This is a genomic window from Methylotenera sp., assembly GCF_013141425.1.
In the GTDB taxonomy this organism is placed as follows: Bacteria; Pseudomonadota; Gammaproteobacteria; order Burkholderiales; family Methylophilaceae; genus Methylotenera.
The window spans coordinates 1-21,178 of the sequence record NZ_JABFRA010000104.1 but is presented as its reverse complement, the minus strand read 5'-3'; the positions used below and the strand labels follow the sequence as shown (position 1 = coordinate 21,178).

Here is a 21,178-nt window from a genome sequence, read left to right as displayed (position 1 = left end):
CCGGCAGATTTTTATCTTGTTGACTGTGTTTTGCACTCTCAGAAAAGTGGCTTATTTCATGCGTAGCAACGCCTAATTGCGTAAGAGCAAAAAAGAAAATAAGCGCGAAGTGAGCGGCAAAACGTTTTAACATGGGCTTTATGTTAGCAGACTTTACTGAATAATAAACTAGGGAATAGAAAATGTATCAATAAAAAATAGCCGCTATTTGCGGCTATTTTTTAAAACATTCAGTGGTGAAACTTAGGCAAAGTTTGCAGAGGCAAAATCCCAGTTGGCAAGTGAGGCCAAGAAAACTTCAACAAATTTAGCGCGTGCATTGCGGTAGTCAATGTAATAAGCGTGTTCCCAAACATCGATTGTCAGCAAAGCTTTGTCGGCTGTTGTAAGCGGCGTGCCTGCAGCACCTGTGTTGACGATATCGACTGAGCCGTCTGGCTTTTTAACCAACCATGTCCAGCCTGAACCAAAATTACCCACAGCAGAAGCTTGAAATGCTTTTTTGAATTCGTCGAATGAACCCCATTTTTTGTTGATTGCATCGGCTAAAGCACCTGTTGGAGCGCCACCGCCGTTAGGTTTTAAGCTGTTCCAGAAAAATGTGTGGTTCCAAATTTGTGCAGAATTGTTGTAAACGCCACCAGACGATTTTTTGATGATATCTTCTAAACTAGCATTTTCAAACTCAGTACCAACGATGAGGTTGTTGAGGTTAGTCACGTAAGTTTGGTGATGTTTACCGTAATGGTATTCAAACGTTTCTTCTGAGATGTGTGGGGCTAATGCGTTTTTTGCAAAAGGTAAAGCAGGTAAAGTATGTGCCATCTTGTTTCCTTTGGTATAAGAATTTTGAACAGCTATTTTGCCATAATAACTTGGTAAATTAGTAGGGTATTCATAATTTTCTGAAATATTTTTTACGCTTATTTTTTCTTAGCCCGCGGATGGGCGCTGTCGTAGATTTTAGCTAGGTGTTGAAAATCAAGATGCGTATAAACTTGTGTGGTGCTGATATTAGTGTGCCCCAGCATTTCTTGCACTGCGCGTAAGTCTTGGCTCGATTGCAACACGTGCGTTGCAAAGCTGTGGCGCAGTAAATGCGGATGCATGCTGGTGTTGATACCTTGCTTAATCGACCATTCTTTCACCCGATATTGCACCGCACGTGGTGTGATGCGTTTACCTTGCTGTGTGACAAAAAGAGCATTCAGGTTGCTGTCTGCAATGTTAATCAGTGCGCGGCGGTTAAGCCAAGTTTGAATGGCGTTCATCGCATGGCTACCCATCGGTACAATGCGGGTTTTGTTGCCTTTACCAGTCACGGTGACTGTGCCTTCAGAAAAATCCAGCATGTTGATATCTAAATTGACCAGTTCAGCTAAACGTAGGCCAGAGGAATAAAAAAGCTCTAAAATGGCATGGTCACGTTGCTCAAGTAGGCCGCCACCCTGAATATCAACAAACTTTACTGCTTGGTCGGTTGAAAGTGCTTGTGGTAGGGTTTTGGCAGATTTGGGTGCGCGTAACCCTGTAACGGGGTTTTGTGTATAACCTTTGTGATGCACGAGATAATCATAGAATCCTCGCCAGGCAGATATGGCGCGTGCAATGGTTTTTCCGCTTAGGCCTCGACCATGCAGAGTGGCGATGTAACGCCTGATATGGGTGTTTTTTACTTTATCTAATATAACGTTCTCGGCCAAAGATTCCAGCAGTTGAATATCTCTGGCGTAGCTTTTTAAGGTTAGCGCACTCAACCCACGCTCAAAGTTTAGGTGTTGCAGGTAGTCGTTGAGGTGGCTCATTGCTTAGCGATACACCTTACCTCGGCTGCTTATAGATAGCGTGAAAACGACGCGCTAACTAAATCGCCAATACGTTTTAAATACATCAAGCCCATGTCAGCTTTAAAACGCAGCGGGTCTTCAGAGCCGAGAATCAATACGCCAATCGCCTGTTTTTTATCGTCATTTTTATGCAAGGGAATAAATGCAAACGATTGCAAGTTTTCATCAAGCAAACCTTGGGCAGACTCAGGTTTTGTACCGCAATTCGGTGCTTCTAAAGCCGTTACCCAGTCACTAAAGGCATTGCTCACGGGTGAGAAAATGGCGTTATATGACAAAGTTTCATCACTTGGTTTAAGCCAAAGATGAATTTGTGCCTGTTTTACGGCAAATACTTGCTGCATACTTTCGGCAATGAGCGGTTCTAAGTCAGTTAGGCTATGGTTCTCTAGCAGTTTCACACTTAAGTTATGTACTTTATGGCTGGTAACATCGTTCTGTTCACCAAACTCAATGATTTGTGCAAGCATCACTTCTTGTACGCGAATTTTGTCGCGCTGCGCGAGTTGTTGACGCTCGGCCAGTGAAATCGCTCCGCTACCGTGCGGGCTAGGCAAAAAGATTTCCGTGAGTAGATTTGCATACTGCTCAAAAAAGTGCGGGTGGCTACGCAGGTAACTGCTGACCTCGTCGGCCGAAATTGCATCGTTTTGAATTTGGTTATCTTGCTGCATGATTTTCCTTTAGATGATTAGTCATTTTACCGTAGCGCAACGGTGCCGGTAAATACCGTCACTGCTGGCCCAGTCATCATAACGGGTGCGTTGTCACCTCGCCACGCAATATGTAACTCTCCACCGCGTGCAGTCACCTTGACAGGCGACACTAATTTGCCCAATTGAATGCCCGTCACCACCGCCGCGCAAGCGCCAGTGCCACACGCTAATGTTTCACCGCTGCCACGCTCAAACACTCTCAATTTGATGTGATGTGCATCGATGATTTGCATAAACCCAGCATTCACCCGCTCAGGAAAGCGCGGATGCACTTCAATTTGGCTACCAAGTGACACAACTGGAGCGGATTCAATATCATCAACTATTTGCACGGCATGAGGATTTCCCATCGAAACCGCTGAAATTGTCAGTGCTTGGCCGGCCACTTCCAGTGTATAACTGATTGAGGTGGATTCTGTGATAAACGGAATGTCGCAGGGCGTAAACCGGGGTGCGCCCATATTCACTGTGACAAGGCCATTGTCTTCTAATTTTGGCGTAATAATACCACTTGCGGTTTCAACACTGATTTCACGTTTGCCGCTTAGTTTTTGGTCGACCACAAAACGTACAAAGCAACGTGCGCCATTGCCGCACTGGGCGACTTCACTGCCGTCAGCATTGAAAATACGATATTTGAAGTCAGCAATATTTGACGATTCAACCAGCAAAAGTTGATCAAATCCAATGCCAAACTGACGATGTGCCAGCGACTGGATTTGTGACACGGTAAGCTCAAATGACTGGTTAATGCCATCAATCACGACAAAATCATTGCCAGCGCCTTGCATTTTAGTAAAGTGTAAATTCATTGCAGTATTATAAAGTGATTGATTAAATTGACCGTAATTTATTATTCAGTTTCTAGTTATATTCGTGAAATAGTTAGGTAGAATAGCGAGTTAGTCTTTGACCTGAATTTCATGCTTTAGCCTTTAGTATGAAATTCATTTCATTCTTTTTAATTTTAAACTCCAAGGCGCATAAATGAACGAATATCTATTTACCTCAGAATCTGTTTCTGAAGGTCACCCAGACAAACTCGCAGACCAAGTATCCGACAGCATTTTAGATGCTATTTTAACGCAAGACCCGACTGCTCGTGTAGCGGCAGAAACTTTAGCCAACACAGGTTTAATTGTACTCGCTGGTGAAATCACTACAACAGCAAATGTTGACTACATTAAAGTAGCACGCGATGCGATTAAACGCATCGGCTACGACAACACCGAATACGGCATTGACTACAAAGGTTGTGCGGTATTAGTCGCTTACGATAAACAATCGCCAGACATTGCTCAAGGCGTGGATGGCGCGCACGACGACCCGTTAGACCAAGGTGCAGGTGACCAAGGTTTGATGTTTGGCTATGCGGTAGACGAAACACCACAACTCATGCCATTGCCGATTTGGTTGAGCCACCGTTTAATGGAGCGCCAAGCGCAATTGCGTAAAGATGGCCGTTTGGCCTGGTTGCGCCCAGATGCAAAATCACAAGTGACCATTAAATATGTCGATGGCAAACCAAGTGCGATTGATACCGTTGTGGTTTCAACGCAGCACGCGCCAGAAATGACTTTGGAAGCGATTCGTGAGGCGGTGATTGAGGAAATTATCAAACCAGTATTGCCAAAAGAACTCGTTAAAGGCGAGATTAAATACTTGGTGAATCCAACAGGACGCTTTGTTATAGGCGGCCCACAAGGCGATTGCGGCTTAACGGGCCGTAAAATTATTGTCGATACTTACGGCGGTGCAGCTCCGCATGGCGGCGGCGCTTTCTCGGGTAAAGACCCGTCAAAAGTTGACCGTAGCGCTGCCTATGCAGGCCGGTATGTGGCTAAAAATATTGTGGCAGCGGGTTTAGCCTCACGTTGTTTGGTGCAGGTTTCTTATGCGATTGGCGTTGCACAACCTACCAGCGTAATGGTGGAAACTTACGGCACAGGTAAGGTAAGTAACGAAGTATTAACGGCTTTGGTACGCGAGCATTTTGATTTGCGCCCCAAAGGCATTGTGAAAATGCTTGATTTGCTGCGCCCAATTTACGCTAAAACGGCCGCTTATGGTCATTTTGGTCGTGATGAGCCTGAGTTCACTTGGGAGGCGATTGATAAAGTAGCGGCATTAAAGGCTTCTATTTAACTCAATTGAATTGATATAGCTACTGCTAAAATCTTGTAAAGAATTTAGTGGTGGCGTATGTTAAAAGTTGTTTCTACAAAGCAAGTTCGATTAGGCATGTTTATCCAAGAGCTCAAAGGCGCTTGGATAGACCATCCTTTCTGGAAAAAAGCATTTAAATTAGAAGATCCTGCTGATTTAAAAAAACTACAAGCCAGCGTTATCAAAGAAGTGCTGATTGATACCTCTAAAGGCTTGGATGTAGCTGAGTTAGAAGTTACGCTAGTAACTGCAAAACCTGCAACTGCGCCTGCGCCAGTTATTGAAATATCCTCTGAATTAAAAGTCGATGTAACTTCCCAGAAAAAAGCTGTTCCTGTATCTGCTGCAGAAGAGCAAGCTCATGCAAAACAAGTGATTAACGGCTCTAAAAAGGCGGTTGCTTCCATGTTTGACGATGTGCGCATGGGGAAAGCCATTAATGCTGAGTCTGCAATGCAATTGGTGGATGATATTGCTGCTTCAGTCGAGCGAAATTTAGGGGCCTTGATAAGCCTAGTACGCCTAAAAAACAAAGACGAATATACTTATATGCATTCGGTTGCAGTCTGTGCGCTGATGGTGGCCTTAGCTAAAGAATTAGGCTTGTCGGAAACTGAAACTAAGCAAGCCGGTTTGGCGGGCCTACTGCATGATATAGGCAAGGCAGGCATTCCGCTGGATGTGCTGAATAAGCCTGGTGCACTAACAGAAGATGAATTCACTTTGGTTAAACAGCATCCTGAGCGCGGACATGCGATGTTATTACAAGCCAATATTGTGGATGAAGTTGCTTTGGACGTGTGTTTGCATCACCACGAGAAGGTTAATGGTAAAGGTTACCCCAAGCAATTAAAGGCAACTGAAATCAGTATTTTTGCCAAAATGGGCGCGGTATGTGACGTGTATGACGCAATTACGTCCAATCGACCCTATAAAGAAGGTTGGGAGCCAGGTGTTTCATTGCAACGTATGGCGCAGTGGAATGATCACTTTGATGAACTTGTTTTTAAGGCGTTCGTAAAAAGTGTAGGGATTTATCCTATTGGCTCAATGGTAAAGTTAAAATCTGGACGATTGGCTGTGGTAATTGACCAAAGCCCCAAGTCTTTATTAACGCCAATTATAAAGGTGTTTTTTTCTACTAAATCAAAAATGCGCATTCCAATTGAAGTGGTAGATTTATCGAAACCACATGTGCAAGATGCGATTGTTGGTCATGAAAATCCCCAAGTGTGGGGTATTCAAGATATCCATGAGATATGGAGCCAGTACGAAATTTGGTAACGAAATTATTTACTTAGATATTTTTACTATTTGTAAGCTAAAAATTATCGGGTATAATCTAGATATTCCGAGGAGCGCTGCGAGAGCTGTGATTGATAAATCCTCCCAGGCTCGGAACATGTTTTAACGGCGCTCACCATTATTAACCGTGCCGGGCACGGGATACGGGTGAGAACAGCGTTAGCCTCTCTTTATTTAATCCCCATTCCCACCGGTCACACATTCAAGGAAACGAAACTGTGACTGCTGAAACTAAAAACACAAACAAAGATTATGTGATCGCCGACATTGGCTTGGCTGCTTTTGGCCGTAAAGAAATTGCCATTGCTGAAACTGAAATGCCAGGACTTATGGCGATTCGTGAAGAATTTGCAATCGTAAAACCACTCAAAGGTGCCCGCATTACTGGCAGCCTGCATATGACCATTCAAACGGCGGTGTTGATTGAAACATTAAAAGACTTAGGCGCTGAAGTGCGTTGGGCATCTTGCAATATCTATTCAACGCAAGACCACGCCGCCGCTGCCATCGCTGCGGGCGGCACGCCAGTATTTGCCATTAAAGGCGAAACATTAACGGAATACTGGGATTACACGCATCGTATTTTTGAATGGACCGATGGTGGCTATTCCAACATGATTTTAGATGATGGTGGCGATGCAACTTTATTGTTACATCTTGGTACGCGTGCAGAAAAAGATTTATCTGTGATTGCTCATCCTTCTTCAGAAGAAGAAATCTGCTTATTTGATGCGATTAAAGCAAAATTAAAAGTTGACCCAACTTGGTATTCAACGCGCTTAGCCAAAATCATTGGCGTGACGGAAGAAACCACCACGGGCGTGCATCGTTTGTATCAAATGCACAAAGAAGGCAAATTAGCTTTCCCTGCGATTAACGTCAATGATTCCGTGACGAAATCAAAATTTGATAATTTATATGGCTGTCGTGAATCATTGGTTGATGCGATTAAACGCGCGACCGATGTGATGATTGCCGGTAAAGTGGCGATTGTGGCGGGCTACGGCGACGTGGGTAAAGGTTCTGCGCAAGCTTTACGCGCACTTTCAGCCCAAGTTTGGGTAACTGAAATAGACCCAATCTGCGCATTGCAAGCGGCAATGGAAGGCTATCGCGTGGTAACGATGGACTATGCGGCAGAACATGGCGATATTTTTGTGACTGCGACAGGTAACTACCACGTGATTACCCATGACCACATGGCGAAAATGAAAGATCAGGCGATTGTATGTAATATTGGCCACTTTGATAATGAAATCGATGTTGCTTCACTGGAAAAATACGAGTGGGATGAAATCAAGCCACAAGTAGACCATGTGATTTTCCCAGATGGTAAAAAAATCATCTTGTTGGCAAAAGGCCGCTTAGTGAATTTGGGTTGTGGTACAGGCCACCCAAGTTATGTGATGAGTTCATCCTTTGCCAACCAAACCATTGCACAAATTGAGTTATTTACGCAAACTGCTAATTACCCAGTAGGCGTTTATACCTTACCTAAACATCTCGATGAAAAAGTAGCGATTTTGCAGTTGAAGAAATTAAACGCCCAATTGTCGGTGTTAACCGACCAGCAAGCCGCCTATATTGGTGTGCAAAAACAAGGCCCTTACAAGCCAGATACTTACCGTTATTAAGTTAAAAACTTAATTTAAGGAGTCAGTCCATGAAGCTATTATTTGTCTGGATTTTAAACGCGCTGGCCTTACTCGCCGTAGCGTATTTCGTCCCCGATATTCATGTGGCTGACTTTTTAACAGCGCTTGTTGCTGCGCTAGTTATCGGGCTGGTGAACATGTTGATTAAGCCGATTCTTGTAATACTTACCTTGCCAATTACAATATTGACGCTCGGACTTTTTATACTGGTGATTAACGGCTTATTATTTTATGCTGTTGGTAATTGGCTACAAGGCTTTGAGGTTAAAACTATCACCACAGGAATTATCGGTGCACTTGTTTACAGCGTACTCTCTTGGCTGCTATCTGCACTTTTGATTGAAGATAAATAAAGAAAAATAAATGAGTACATCAACGCTAAGTTTTGAGTTTTTCCCACCTAAAACGACGGATGGCATTGAAAAACTGCGTGAAAATCGCGAAAAATTGGCTAAATTTAATCCTGAATTCTTTTCAGTGACATTTGGTGCGGGTGGCTCTACGCGAGACAGAACAATGGATACAGTGCTAGAAATTCAGCATGAAGGTTATCAGGCGGCACCTCATATTTCTTGTGTTTCATCCAGCAAAGAAGAAATCCGCGAATTATTGCAACTCTACCAAACGCAGGGTATTAAACGTTTAGTCGCTCTGCGTGGTGATGTCCCGTCAGGTGAAGTGAGTGCGGGTGATTTTAGATATGCAGTTGAACTGGTGGATTTTATTCGCGCAGAAACGGGTGACCATTTTCATATAGAAGTGGCGGCTTATCCTGAGTTTCATCCAGAAGCTAGAACGCCAGCCGCAGATTTGTTGAATCTAAAACGTAAGGTCGATGCAGGCGCAGATTCTGCCATCACACAATACTTTTATAATGCGGATGCTTATTTTAGATTTATCGACCAATGCGCAGCGACGGGTATAAACATACCGATTGTGCCTGGCATAATGCCGATTTATAACATTACTCAATTAGCGCGTTTTTCAAGTGTATGCGGTGCTGAGATACCACGTTGGCTGAAAATGCGCCTTGAAGAATATGGCGATGATATTGAATCGCTCCGAGCATTTGGCGTAGACGTCGTGAGTGAACTTTGCGAAACTTTGCAAACATGGGGAGTCCCAAGTTTGCATTTTTATACGTTAAATCGTTCTACTATTATTAGTAAAATTATTGAAAATATTGGCGAATAATTTTTAAGTAATTTGCTATCAACTGATTTAGACAAAAACCGACTTGTTAATGCAGCGTCGGTTTCTGTTTATTAAGCAGTGCATCTTCAATAAATAAATATTCTTTGGTTTTATCTGGCCCAGATTTACTGGCACTCCAAGTCGTCATCAGTACAATCCAACGCATCTCTTCAATGCCGATTCTCGGTTGTGGCAGGTTCATGGCCAGTTCTAGCACTAGTTCGCGTTGAGCCGCATTAAGAATGTTTGCTTGCACTAAGAATAAGACAAATCCGAAACTTTCACCTGTAATTTTTTTAATTTCGTCGTCGGTAAAAATGCGTGTGCTGACGTGGTTAGGTTTTTCAAATACCTCGGGTTGGTCGGTCATTAGCTCTAGTTGGTTAAACCAGTCAAAAGCACCGTTAATATCTTGCTCATCAAATCCTGCGGCACTCAATTCTTTCGATAGCGTGCTCTCATCAGGCCTATACTGCGTATCTATATAATTTTCAAACATATAAACCAATACTTCAAACATGATGTTTATCCTTAAATTAGAGTTATTCTTAAATAAAGCGTGATGGTTTATGCACAAACTAAAATTACACAATTTTTTGATATTTCCCGCCGGCTAGGCTAGCTACACTCCCTTCTAATTCCAGTAACATAAGCATGGATGAAACTTCGCTTACCGTCAAGCCACTCAAACGTACTATATTTTCAAGTGAAATAGGTTCGTATCCCATTAAAGGAATCAGTACATTTTTTGTGTTGGCTTGATTCTCTGCTATTTCATTTGATTCTGAAATAGTTTGGGTGCTAGCTGCCAAATCGAGTTCTTCTACTATATCTTGTAGGCTATCGACCAGTTTTGCGCCTTGTTTAATGAGCTGATGGCAGCCTTTAGACATTGGCGAATGAATGGAACCAGGAATCGCAAAGACTTCACGACCTTGCTCTGCTGATAGGCGAGCGGTAATCTGCGAGCCGCTTTGTAAATTGGCTTCAACTACTAAGCAGCCTAAACTTAAGCCACTAATGATGCGGTTGCGCTTAGGAAAATTCTGCGGTTTTGAAGGTGTGCCTAACGCAAACTCCGATACAATCAGGCCGCGCTCCACAATTTGATGCGCTAAATCCCGATGTTTGGCAGGGTAGACTATATCTAAGCCAGTGCCAACAACTGCAATGGTAGCACCGTTGGCAGCTAATGCACCGCGATGTGCCGCGCCATCGATACCAAGTGCGAGTCCGCTGACAATACACAAACCGAACCCACAAAGGCCTTGTGCAAAAGCCTCGGCATTTTTTTCGCCCTGCACAGACGCATTACGACTACCGACGATGGCAATACTGGGCATGTTCAACAGGCTAAGATTACCTTTTGCGTATAAAAAAGGCGGTGGATCCTGAATTTCAAACAGTGCTTTGGGGTAGTCAGGGTCGGCTAAGGTGACCAAATGGTTATGGTCTTGCGCGAGCCAATATTGCGAATCTTTCAACGCATCATCGTCAATGCCTTTGGTAATTTCAAGGGCAATATTCTCGGGAACTACTTCTTTTAACTGTTTGTAACTAGCGGAAAAGACATTGCAAGGGTTGCCAAATGTCTTTAACAGTTGACAAAAAGTTTGTGAGCCAAGGCCATGAATACTACTTAAAGCAATCCATAGCGATTTTTCTACGGGTTCGTTGTTGTAGAGATGCTCGCTATGGCTTAATGGCATCGCTGCTGGTATTAAGGTGTGCTTACCGCATCAAGGGTGTTGACGGGTTGCGATGCCTGCATAACTAAAGCATAAGAGACGTTTTGGAATACGCGAAACACCATCAGCAAACCGATGCGTTCGTCTGGCAATTTGACATAGCCAGGTTTAAGTCCAGTAGTTGATTCGGCATTTTTCGCATCTTTATCTTTCTGATATTCTGGGTCCTTAATCACGCGACCGTAGCGATTAATTGCCAGCACATGGCCAACTTCAACACCATCTGCCGCCCCGCGGCTAATGGAAACAATGCTCTGCGGGCCAGCCTCGGCTACGCCGCCGTAAATTTTAATGATACGGCCTGCAATGGCTGATTCTGGCGCATGGGGCACAAAGTTAGTAACTACGGTATTGTCTGTTGGTACCAAGCGATCTTTAGTGAATATTTCTTCTTTCGCTTTGGTGATGTCAGCACTAGCAGGTTCGCCATATTTGGTGATTTTCGTATCACCCAAATAAGTTGCTTCTATGCCCAAAACTTTTTTAGTGTCTGGATCAACCAGGTTCTCACCTGGACGATAGACATACCAATTGAGTGGTTCGCCTTCAGCGATTTTGTTAATGTAGATACGGGTGCCAGGACTCAAGACCACACGGTTGTCTTGATTGGCAATAATTCTAGGAGAATTAGCTAACTGATCTTTTTCAATCACCAGCGGTTGGTTTAAGAATGGTGCGATAACATTAAGCTGTATGGTTGAAATAGCGGCTTTATCGAGTGGTTCGACGACTACACCAGGCTGTAAATTTACCGTTTCACGTAATAATCTTAGTTGAGGTATTCCACTGGAGGTGTCAAGAAATACCACGTCGCCTGGGTAAATCAAATGCGGATTTTTAATTTGTTCGCGATTGAGTTTCCACACGTTTGGCCATTGCCACGGGTCATTTAGAAACTTAGCTGAAATCCCCCACAAAGTATCGCCTTTGACAACAACGTGCTTGTCTGGATGATTGTCTTTAAGTGTGATGACTTGTGCATGAACATTCAAGCTTATGCAACAAAACATGAGCAGCGTTATAATAGGACGAAACATAGATTGATGACCTCGGTCAAAAATGCATTAGAAAATATTCAGTTAAAATATATACTTTAACCGCGAAATTACGTTAAATTTATCACGTAATTCATTAAACAATCAAGCTTTTATGGAAAAACAACATTTTTTTACAGTAACATTTTAGTTTTAAAGGGTGCAACAAGGTATTTATGGCAATTTTAGACATACTCAATTATCCAGACCCGCGCTTGCATAAAGTAGCGCAACCGGTGAAACAAGTCGATGCAACGATTCGTCGTTTGATTGATGATATGCGTGAGACCATGTATGACGCGCCAGGGATAGGCTTAGCCGCCACACAGGTGAATCAGCACATCCAGCTTATTATTATTGACACCAGCGAGACTAAAGACCAATTACAGGTATTTATTAACCCAAAAATCGTCGAAAAAAGTGGCGAGCAGGATTATGAAGAAGGTTGTTTGTCAGTGCCGGGCATCTATGAAAATGTCACGCGTGCCGAAAAAGTGACAGTAGAAGCGTTGGACTATCACGGCAAGCCCTTTACCTTAAAGGCGCAAGGCTTGCTAAGTGTATGTATTCAGCATGAAATGGACCATTTGCTAGGAAAAGTGTTTGTTGAGTATTTGTCGCCACTTAAGCGCAACCGTATTAAAAATAAAATGCTCAAACTCACTCGTAACAAATAGTGATTTAGTAACGAGTGGCTAAGTAAATAGTTGTTTAGGAAAATTCATTGAAAATTATTTTTGCGGGTACGCCTGAATTTGCTGTTCCAGCTTTAGCCGCCCTGATTCAGGCAGGTCATCAAATCGTTATGGTACTCACTCAGCCAGATCGCCCAGCAGGGCGAGGCATGAAGCTAAAAGCTAGTCCAGTTAAAGTTTTGGCCGAGCAACACCAGTTACCTGTATTTCAACCTGAAACACTTAAAGATGTTGCTGTACAAGCACAGATCGCAGCTGTTAATGCAGATGTGATGATAGTGGCGGCTTATGGCTTAATTATTCCCACGGTCGTGCTCAATATGCCAAAATCAGGCTGCTACAATATTCACGCCTCCTTATTACCACGTTGGCGTGGCGCAGCACCTATCCACCGCTCCATATTGGCAGGCGATATAGAAACAGGCGTTACCATTATGGAAGTAGTGCCTGCACTAGATGCAGGTGCGATGGTTAGTAAAGCTGTCGTACCGATTACCGAAAACGATACCACACAAACTTTGCATGATGCACTCAGTCAATCAGGGGCAGAGTTAATGGTGCTAGCGATGGCTGAATTAGAAGAAAAAGGGTCGTTACCAGCCGAACCGCAAGAGGAATTCTTGGTGACTTATGCGCATAAGTTAGAAAAATCCGAAGCAACCATTGATTGGCAAAAAAGTGCACTAGAAATATCGCGTCAAGTGCGTGCTTTTAATCCATTCCCTGTGGCACAGGGCCAACTCAACGGACAGATTTGCCGTATCTGGTTTGCTAACGCAGTGGAAGGCAAAGCAAAAGCAGGTGAAGTTTTAAGTGTGCAAAATGGCATTACTGTAGGCTGTGGCGAGGGGTTGCTACATATCACTGAACTGCAAGCCCCAGGTGGAAAACGCCTGAATGCCCAGGCTTTTGTGCAAGGCCATAATCTGCAAGCAGGAGCTTTGTTTACTTAAGAAATGCAAAACGGCATTTTACATCACTTGAATTTTTTACATTTAACAGCATCTTATGAATGCGAGCAGTTTGGCAAAATAAGGAGAACAAAATGTTTGGGAATTGGTTAAAAACAGCAATTTTAATGGCCGCCATTGTTGCCCTGTTTGGTACAGTTGGGGCGGCATTGGGTGGCGCAGGCGGCATGATGATTGCCCTATTGCTGGCTGCGGGTATGAATGTGTATGCCTACTGGTTTTCCGATAAAGCCGTACTTAAAATGTACGGTGCGCAAGAAGTAAATGCAGAAAATAACTATGGAAATGGGCAGTTTCGCAATTATTACCACATGGTGAAAGAGCTTGCCGAGAACGCGCAATTGCCAATGCCAAAAGTGTACGTGATGAATGATGCTCAACCAAACGCCTTTGCCACTGGTCGCAATCCAGAACATGCAGCACTAGCTGCAACCGTAGGCATTATAAAAGCTTTGAGCGAGCGTGAGTTACGAGGCGTAATGGCGCATGAGCTAGCTCACGTAAAGCATAGGGATACGCTCATTTCAACTATTTCAGCCACCATTGCAGGTGCAATTTCATCTATCGGCACATTCGGCATGTTGTTTGGTGGCGGTCGAAGTGATGACGGAGAGCGCAGTGTGAGTCCAGTGGTCGCCATGTTGATGATGTTCTTGGCGCCAATGGCCGCTTCATTGATACAAATGGCGATTTCACGTTCGCGTGAGTTTGAGGCAGATAGAGTAGGAGCGGAAATTAGCCGTGACCCAAAAGCTTTGGCGAGCGCTTTGCAAAAGATTAGTGATTACGCGCATCGAATTCAAAACCCAACGGCAGAAGCACATCCAGAAACGGGGCAGATGATGATTATTAATCCATTGGCAGGTGTGTCGTTTGATAGTCTATTTAGTACGCATCCTAAGACTGAGGAGCGGGTAGCGCGGTTGATGGCGATGGCGGGTGCATTTTAATGACCGATGATTCTTTTGCAAACGAACGCCGTGAGCGGTTAAATCAATTAATTATTATTGGTAAAAATCAAGGTTATTTGACTTACAACGAAACAATAGAGCATCTACCAGATGATGTACAAAATTCAGAGCAAGTCGATGACATTATCAGCATGATTAAGGATATGGCATTGAGGTTAGAGGTGAATCTGCGAATTTACGTGCTTCAAAAGGCGTAGATAAAGCTGCGATAATTGATGATGAAGTAGGAACCCTAACAGAGAAGGATATTGGGGCTTTTAAAGAGACGGCGAAAATTTTACCCTTTGTAAGACCTGTTACAAACAAGTAGAGCGCAAGAATTAAAAGGCATTGTGCCGTATGTAAGTAATCGCGCGCGCGACAGGCGAGTTACTTTCTTTTGTTTAGCCAAAGAAAACGCTACCCCCTACCGTTTTTTTCCTGAGCCGCTTAGTTTCATGAGCGGCAAGCGGAAACTCGCTTCCCTCAACAGCCGCTTGCCGAAAGCCCCCATGAATCCTGTGCTGCTCGGCGCGGTAGCAGGGGAAAGAATGTCAGAATCGTGATATTTCACGGTTGGTTGTAATTCAAAAACTCTCTTATCCGTCATTCCCACCTACGCGGGAATGACGGAGTGTGGTGTTGATCTTCATATTTCAGAATCGGCGTGCATCTGAGGGCTTAGTCGCTTAGAATAGACTTTTAGCTGAATTTGAAAGTTTTCTTTGTATATATCTCAACAAATCGCTGCAAATGCTGTGAATCAGGTCTTATCTGGTCGTAATCTTACTTTGGCTTTACCAGCCGCCTTGGCGCTTTTTCCTAGTGCTACGCCGCAACAGCGTGGGGCGGCGCAGGATTTGAGTTACGGCACTTTGCGGTTTTATGGTGAGATTGATGCTTATCTGGTGCAACTGTTAGAGAAACCGTTAACAGATGACCGTATCAACGCATTATTGCTCGTCGCGATTTATCAGTTGTTGCATGATAAGGCTGACTCATTCACGGTGGTAAACCAAGCGGTGCATGCGGTGAGTCAGTTGAAGCGACCTGCGCCTAAAAGTTGGGCTAAGGGTTTGGTGAATGCAATTTTGCGTAATTTTTTACGTCAAAAAGACCAATTGCAAGCTAAATTAAGCGCGAATGAAGTAGCCACTTATTCTTATCCAAAGTGGTGGATTAACAAGCTTAAAACACAGTATCCAAGCCACTGGCAGGCTATGCTAGAAACGGGGAATCAACATCCGCCGATGACTTTGCGGGTGAATACACAAAAAATCAGCATGCAGGACTATTTGCAGTTACTAACTCGGCAAGACATTGAAGCCAAACAAATAGGTGCGCAGGCGTTAATTTTGGCGAATCCTGTGCCGGTAGAAAAAATCCAAGGCTTTGCCGATGGTATTGTTTCTGTGCAAGATTTAGGCGCACAGTTAGCAGCATATCTGCTTGATGCCCAAGCTGGCATGAACTTGCTGGATGCTTGTTGCGCCCCGGGAGGAAAAACTGGGCATATTCTAGAGCTAGCCGACGTGGCGCTGACGGCTATGGATTCGGATGAAACGCGTCTACAACGCGTGCAAAGTAATTTGAATCGACTGAAGCTAAAAGCGAACCTTTTGGTTGGTGATGCATCCACTACAGATTGGTGGAATGACGCGAAAGCTGTACCGCAACTATTTGATCTAATTTTGGCCGACGTGCCCTGTAGCGCGTCTGGCATCGTGCGACGCCATGTCGATATCAAATGGCTACGACGCGAGGCAGACATTGCTTCTTTTGCCCGTCAGCAGGCTAAAATTTTGGCTAATTTATGGCAGATGTTGGCAAAGGGTGGTAAATTACTTTATATAACCTGTTCTGTTTTTAATGAAGAAAATCAACAACAAGTGGATAATTTTTTACAACTTAACGCCGATGCAACGCAATTGCCATTTGCCTTACCTGCAAATGACGCATCCTTGGAAGTCACCCATATTAATGGTCAGCTTATTCCTTCAAATGCACACGATGGCTTTTTTTATGCATTGCTGCAAAAACATTAAACAGTTCCTATTTGGCGGTTTGCTTTTGCTGTTTGTGGTAACGGCATGGGCGGGCAATAGCAGTTTAAACATCAAACGTGCAGAGATACAGGCGCAGGAGGATGCTTATGTACTAAATGCAGATGTGGACATGAAGTTTAGTGAAAAGATTGAAGAGGCCATTAGTAAAGGCTTTGAGCTTAATTTTTTAATTGAATTTCAACTCGCCAAACCGCGAAAATATTGGTTTGATGATGAAATTGTCACCGTTACCCAACGTGTTGCATTAAGCTATCATGCGCTTTCCAGGCAGTTTCTGGTCATGCGAGGTGAGCAGCAAAAAGCTTTTGTTCGACTGGATGAGGCGATGGATGATCTGTCAGACATTAGTGGCTTGAAAGTATTTCAAATTGCCGAGATTGAAAAAGGTGAACCCTATAAAGCCGCTTTATTGATGCGGCTTGACACAAAAAAGTTGCCCGCCGTGTTACAGGGCGATGCGATTGGCTCCGATGACTGGAAAATGAGTTCCCAACGTTTTGAATGGGTGCCCAATCTAGGTAAATCTGAATCCACTAAATGAAACGCTATCTAAAATGAAATATATCGTTTTAGTTTGTGCGGCATTAGGTGTTTTTTTACTATATTTGTTATCTAACGCCAGTGCCAATACTGCGGCATCGGGCGAATATTACAGCTTACTGGTGGTTTTAAATGTCGTCTTGGCGGCATTTCTTGTTGTCGTTATTAGCTATCAAATCTGGCGTTTGTATCGGCAAATTCGTAAGAGCGTAGTTGGAAGCCGCTTTACGCTACGCTTATTAAGCAGTTTTGCGATGATGGCGATTATTCCTGGCTTGATTGTGTATTTGGTTTCAGTCAATTTTTTAACGCGCTCAATTGAATCGTGGTTTAACGTTAAGGTAGAAGCGGCGCTAGAAGGCGGGTTGAATTTAGGCCGCACGGCGCTTGATATTATGTTGGCAGACGTAAAGGATAAAGCCGAAAGTATGGCCACCACCTTAGCTTTTCAGCCGGCTAAAACGCACTCTATTTTGAACGATTTGCGTGAAAAAAGTGGCATACAGGATGCGACTTTGTTAACAGTGCAAGGCCGAATTCTAGAGGTATCGAGCAGTGATTCGGAAAGCTTCTTACCTGAATTGCCGAGCGTATCGCAACTGCGACAGGCACGAAAACAAATATTAGCGAGTATTGAACCTATCGGGAATAAAGGATTATTTTTGCGCGTATTAGTGCCCGTGAATGTACAGGATTTGGCAGGCGAAACGCGAATTTTGCAGTTGCTACAACCAGTGCCAAAGTCGCTTGCAAGCACGGCTGAAGCGGTGCAGGACGTTTATCAGGATTACCAGCAATTATCGTATAGCCGCAAAGCATTAAGAGAGGTGTTTGCACTCACGCTTACCTTGGTGATGATGCTAGCCATGTTGGGGGCAGTTGCTGTAGCTTTTGTGTTGAGTCGCAGACTCTCGGCGCCATTAACGGTGCTGGCAGAAGGAACAAAAGCAATTGCGAGTGGCGACTACAGCACCATGCTGCCCGCCCACGGTAAAGATGAGTTAGGTGTGTTGGTACAATCTTTTAATAGCATGACGCAACAACTAGGGGATGCAACCAAAGCCGCGGACAACAACCGTGCACGTGTAGAAGCGGCTAGAGGCTATTTAGAAACGATACTTGCGCATTTGTCTTCAGGCGTGATGGCGTTGAATAAGCGCGGGGAGCTGCGCACGTTTAATCAGGCGGCAAGTAATATATTGGGTATTAGATTGGGTAGTTATGTTGGTTTAACTTTAGATAAAATTTATATAAAGCACGCGCGACTAGAAAGTTTTTTGCTTACGATTGCCATGAATAGCTTGCATCCTGCCGAACAAGAGAACGGACCAAAAAATGAAGTGCAAACACAAGTCGAGCTATTAAGCGCGCATGGCAAACAGATATTGACCGTGCGTGGTACACGTCTGCCAGATGGCGGCTATGTGGCAGTGTTTGATGACGCTACAACCATGATTCAAGCACAACGTGATGCTGCTTGGGGTGAGGTTGCTAGACGACTTGCTCACGAAATTAAAAATCCGCTTACGCCAATTCAATTGTCTGCGGAGCGAATGTCACATAAATTACTAAAAAAATTAGATGCGACAGATGCAGAAATGTTGAAGCGCTCAACCGAGACGATTGTGAATCAAGTTGATGCGATGAAGCGCATGGTGAACGAATTCAGCGAATATGCACGATCACCTACGCCGCAATTGCACCGTTTAGATTTGAACAGTCTGATTAAAGAGGTGGTGTCGTTATATGATCAGCTAGATACAAAAATCAAACTTTCTTTAGAAGGAAAAGTTTGCCCGATTTGGGGTGACAGTACTATGTTGCGCCAGGTAATACATAACCTGTTGCAAAATGCACAAGATGCGTTGACAGGGCGCGAGGAGGCAATAATAGCAATCGGCACTAAAATTCAGAATGAAATGTTAACGCTTACGGTGAAGGATAATGGTGCTGGTTTTCCAGAGGAGATGATGCTTCATGCATTTGAACCCTATATGACCAGTAAGCCACATGGTACGGGGCTTGGTTTGGCTATTGTAAAAAAAATCATTGAAGAACATAAAGGCAGTATTAAAATTGAAAATGTGCAAAATAGTGGTGAGGCGGTAAGTGCTGGAAATGAAAAAAATACAGGGGCAATCGTGACGATTCATATCCCATTATTAATTGAAGAAACTCGTTAGTAAAACTCAAAAGAAGATAAAACAGAATGGCATCAAAACATATATTGGTTGTTGACGATGAAATCGGTATTCGTGAACTGCTCCGCGACATTCTTCAAGACGAAGGTTATCAAGTGCAACTCGCAGAAAACGCCGCCGCCGCGCGTGCTGCACGCCTGCATGAGCGGCCAGACATTGTGTTGTTGGATATCTGGATGCCTGATTGTGACGGGATTACCTTGCTTAAAGAATGGGCCAATAGCAGCTTGCTGACGATGCCCGTGGTGATGATGTCAGGCCACGGTACCATTGATACCGCAGTAGAAGCGACACGGATTGGTGCCTTTGATTTTTTAGAAAAACCCATTGCATTGCAAAAACTATTAAAGACGGTCAGCACGGCTTTAAAACATAGTGAACAATCACCAAAATCAGAAATGAATTTGGCGAGCTTAGGTAAAAGCCCGATTGTAGTAGCGCTCAAGGATCGTTTAGATAAAATTGCGCTAAACGTAAGCCCGAGCCCAGTGTTGTTGATTGGCCCAAAAGGTTGTGGTGCAGAGCTTTGCGCACGTTATTTGCACGACACGACTAGCCCTTGGCTACAATTAACAGAGTTTAGTCAGCTGGCGGCGGCCCCGTTGGATATTTTAGAATCTACACGAGGTGGCTTGGTTTATATTCCAGAAGTGGCTGAACTCAGTAAAACCGAGCAAAAAGGCTTACTGTTGCTTATTGCCAAATCCGATAAATACAACATGCGTGTGGTATGTGTAACGAGCGAAAATCTGCCAAAGCTACAAGCAGAAGCCTTGTTTGATCATAATTTATTTCAGGCTTTGTCAGCCGTATCTTTGCGTGTGCCCGCTTTAAATGAGCACAAGGAAGATATTCCAGATTTAGCGATAGCAATTGCCAATTTGCAATTAGAGCTAGCTGGATTGGAATACCGTGAATTTGATATCGCCGCATTAAATGGTCTGCGCAATGCAGACTGGCCTGGTGATTTAGCTCAATTGGATGCAGCCATTAGAAATTTAATCCACACTAGCTTAGGTGAAAAAATCACCTTGGATGATGTAAAGCGTGTGCTGCACCAATTTGATGATGCCAAAACACTGGTGACCCCTGCCGAAAATAAAAAAATTAGATCAGCGCAGGTGACTGAGGGCAAACTTTCTAACCAAATTGAGCTACCTTTTTTAGATCAGCCATTGCGAGAGGCGCGTGATGAATTTGAGCGTCTCTATTTTGCGCACCACATGAAAGATGCCGTGAACAATATGAGTAAACTGGCAGAAATTGCTGGTTTGGAGCGCACGCACTTGTATCGCAAGCTCAAACAATTAGGCGTAAAAATCAAAGGTTAAAGGTTGCTTCACAATTATTTAGTGAAGCTCTAAAACCATTGGCGTATGGTCAGACGGCCGTTCGAGTTTGCGTGGTGCCTTGTCGATATAGGCTGAAACGCAAGCAAGTTTTAGCGCGTCACTAACTAATATATGGTCAATGCGCATGCCGAAATTTCGCCTAAAGCCCATCATGCGGTAATCCCACCAACTAAAGCTTTTGTCAGGTTGTTCAAATAACCTAAAGCTATCATGTAAACCTAGTTGTAGCAGTTTTTGAAAATGCTCACGCTCTTGTGGGCTAACTAATATTTGCCCAAGCCATGCTGCTGGGTCGTGGCAATCACGGTCTTCAGGCGCAATATTGTAATCGCCCAATACTACCAATTTTGGGTGCTTTTTAAGCTCACCACTTAACCAAGTATTGAGCGCATTTAACCAGCGCATTTTGTATTCATACTTTTCAGAATCCACCGCTTGGCCATTCACAATGTAAACACAAATAACCCGCACACCGTTGATAGTGGCCGAAATCACACGCTTTTGCTCATCTTCAAAACCCGCAATGCCGTGCTCAACATCAGTCATTTCATGCGTACTTAAAATAGCCACGCCGTTGTAGGTTTTTTGTCCGCTATGAATCGCGTTATAGCCAGCAGCTTTCAAATCGGCATATGGAAACTTGCTATCTTCTTGCTTGGTTTCCTGTATGCAAAGTACATCAATCGGATTGTCGCGCAACCAGTCCAATACATGCGGCAGGCGCACATTCAGTGAGTT

Annotated in this window: 21 protein-coding genes and 1 riboswitch; of the genes, 13 read left to right on the top strand and 8 right to left on the bottom strand. The window is 43.9% G+C overall.

What is annotated here, in order from left to right:
• Positions 1 to 243: 243 nt before the first annotated feature.
• The 4 genes from HOO90_RS09610 to dapF form a co-directional block, all read right to left on the bottom strand.
• The gene (locus tag HOO90_RS09610; protein ID WP_292842481.1) at positions 244 to 825 is read right to left on the bottom strand and encodes a Fe-Mn family superoxide dismutase; all 582 of its coding nucleotides are present in this window, start codon (positions 823 to 825) and stop codon (positions 244 to 246) included.
• 98 nt (positions 826 to 923) lie between these two features.
• Positions 924 to 1,805, bottom strand: a complete 882-nt coding sequence (gene xerC / locus HOO90_RS09605) for a tyrosine recombinase XerC (RefSeq protein WP_292842479.1) — start codon at positions 1,803 to 1,805, stop codon at positions 924 to 926.
• A 29-nt stretch (positions 1,806 to 1,834) separates the two neighbouring features.
• Positions 1,835 to 2,521 carry a DUF484 family protein gene (locus tag HOO90_RS09600; RefSeq protein ID WP_292842477.1) on the bottom strand — a complete coding sequence of 229 codons (687 nt, stop codon included), beginning with the start codon at positions 2,519 to 2,521 and terminating at the stop codon, positions 1,835 to 1,837.
• A gap of 26 nt (positions 2,522 to 2,547) precedes the next feature.
• Positions 2,548 to 3,375, bottom strand: coding sequence for a diaminopimelate epimerase (gene dapF / locus HOO90_RS09595; RefSeq protein ID WP_292842475.1), 828 nt, complete (start codon positions 3,373 to 3,375; stop codon positions 2,548 to 2,550).
• Between the two features lie 175 nt (positions 3,376 to 3,550).
• On the opposite strand from dapF, the gene metK reads away from it, so the two are divergent.
• The 5 genes from metK (at position 3,551) to metF (ending at position 8,883) form a co-directional block, all read left to right on the top strand.
• Positions 3,551 to 4,708: a methionine adenosyltransferase gene (gene metK / locus HOO90_RS09590; protein WP_292842473.1), complete on the top strand. Its 1,158-nt coding sequence runs from the start codon at positions 3,551 to 3,553 to the stop codon at positions 4,706 to 4,708.
• 57 nt (positions 4,709 to 4,765) lie between these two features.
• A complete protein-coding gene (locus HOO90_RS09585; RefSeq protein ID WP_292842471.1) occupies positions 4,766 to 6,013 on the top strand; it encodes an HD-GYP domain-containing protein in 1,248 nt (415 codons plus the stop codon).
• Between the two features lie 63 nt (positions 6,014 to 6,076).
• Positions 6,077 to 6,155: riboswitch (S-adenosyl-L-homocysteine riboswitch) on the top strand.
• 97 nt (positions 6,156 to 6,252) lie between these two features.
• On the top strand, positions 6,253 to 7,668 hold the full coding sequence (gene ahcY, locus HOO90_RS09580) for an adenosylhomocysteinase (protein WP_292842469.1): 1,416 nt from the start codon (positions 6,253 to 6,255) through the stop codon (positions 7,666 to 7,668).
• Positions 7,669 to 7,697: 29 nt separating this feature from the next.
• The gene (locus tag HOO90_RS09575; RefSeq protein ID WP_292842467.1) at positions 7,698 to 8,042 is read left to right on the top strand and encodes a phage holin family protein; all 345 of its coding nucleotides are present in this window, start codon (positions 7,698 to 7,700) and stop codon (positions 8,040 to 8,042) included.
• Between the two features lie 10 nt (positions 8,043 to 8,052).
• Entirely contained in the window at positions 8,053 to 8,883 is an 831-nt protein-coding gene (gene metF / locus HOO90_RS09570) for a methylenetetrahydrofolate reductase [NAD(P)H] (protein WP_292842465.1), read from the top strand.
• Between the two features lie 46 nt (positions 8,884 to 8,929).
• Here the strand turns inward: metF and HOO90_RS09565 are convergent, their stop codons facing one another.
• From HOO90_RS09565 to HOO90_RS09555, 3 genes are all read right to left on the bottom strand, one after another.
• A complete protein-coding gene (locus HOO90_RS09565) occupies positions 8,930 to 9,403 on the bottom strand; it encodes a DUF494 domain-containing protein (protein WP_292842462.1) in 474 nt (157 codons plus the stop codon).
• Between the two features lie 64 nt (positions 9,404 to 9,467).
• Positions 9,468 to 10,592, bottom strand: coding sequence for a DNA-processing protein DprA (gene dprA / locus HOO90_RS09560; protein WP_292842460.1), 1,125 nt, complete (start codon positions 10,590 to 10,592; stop codon positions 9,468 to 9,470).
• Positions 10,593 to 10,603: 11 nt separating this feature from the next.
• Positions 10,604 to 11,668, bottom strand: a complete 1,065-nt coding sequence (locus HOO90_RS09555; RefSeq protein ID WP_292842458.1) for a LysM peptidoglycan-binding domain-containing protein — start codon at positions 11,666 to 11,668, stop codon at positions 10,604 to 10,606.
• Between the two features lie 173 nt (positions 11,669 to 11,841).
• Between HOO90_RS09555 and def the strand changes: the two genes are divergently transcribed.
• The 8 genes from def (at position 11,842) to HOO90_RS09515 (ending at position 20,419) form a co-directional block, all read left to right on the top strand.
• Positions 11,842 to 12,342: a peptide deformylase gene (gene def, locus HOO90_RS09550; protein ID WP_292842456.1), complete on the top strand. Its 501-nt coding sequence runs from the start codon at positions 11,842 to 11,844 to the stop codon at positions 12,340 to 12,342.
• 47 nt (positions 12,343 to 12,389) lie between these two features.
• On the top strand, positions 12,390 to 13,313 hold the full coding sequence (gene fmt / locus HOO90_RS09545; RefSeq protein ID WP_292842454.1) for a methionyl-tRNA formyltransferase: 924 nt from the start codon (positions 12,390 to 12,392) through the stop codon (positions 13,311 to 13,313).
• Positions 13,314 to 13,405: 92 nt separating this feature from the next.
• Positions 13,406 to 14,281 (top strand): zinc metalloprotease HtpX, encoded by an 876-nt coding sequence (gene htpX, locus HOO90_RS09540; protein ID WP_292842452.1) that lies wholly within the window; start codon positions 13,406 to 13,408, stop codon positions 14,279 to 14,281.
• A complete protein-coding gene (locus HOO90_RS09535; RefSeq protein ID WP_292842450.1) occupies positions 14,281 to 14,499 on the top strand; it encodes an RNA polymerase sigma factor region1.1 domain-containing protein in 219 nt (72 codons plus the stop codon). Before htpX ends, HOO90_RS09535 begins: the two co-directional genes overlap by 1 nt.
• Positions 14,500 to 15,006: 507 nt before the next feature.
• Positions 15,007 to 16,326, top strand: a complete 1,320-nt coding sequence (gene rsmB / locus HOO90_RS09530; protein ID WP_292842448.1) for a 16S rRNA (cytosine(967)-C(5))-methyltransferase RsmB — start codon at positions 15,007 to 15,009, stop codon at positions 16,324 to 16,326.
• Complete coding sequence (locus tag HOO90_RS09525; RefSeq protein ID WP_292842446.1) at positions 16,304 to 16,888, top strand: DUF4390 domain-containing protein; 585 nt, start codon at positions 16,304 to 16,306, stop codon at positions 16,886 to 16,888. Before rsmB ends, HOO90_RS09525 begins: the two co-directional genes overlap by 23 nt.
• A 13-nt stretch (positions 16,889 to 16,901) precedes the next feature.
• Positions 16,902 to 19,070 carry an ATP-binding protein gene (locus HOO90_RS09520; RefSeq protein WP_292842444.1) on the top strand — a complete coding sequence of 723 codons (2,169 nt, stop codon included), beginning with the start codon at positions 16,902 to 16,904 and terminating at the stop codon, positions 19,068 to 19,070.
• Between the two features lie 26 nt (positions 19,071 to 19,096).
• A complete protein-coding gene (locus HOO90_RS09515; protein ID WP_292842442.1) occupies positions 19,097 to 20,419 on the top strand; it encodes a response regulator in 1,323 nt (440 codons plus the stop codon).
• A gap of 18 nt (positions 20,420 to 20,437) precedes the next feature.
• Here HOO90_RS09515 and xth read toward each other — a convergent pair.
• A partial coding sequence (gene xth / locus HOO90_RS09510) for an exodeoxyribonuclease III (protein WP_292842440.1) occupies positions 20,438 to 21,178 on the bottom strand: 741 nt, incomplete at its 5' end.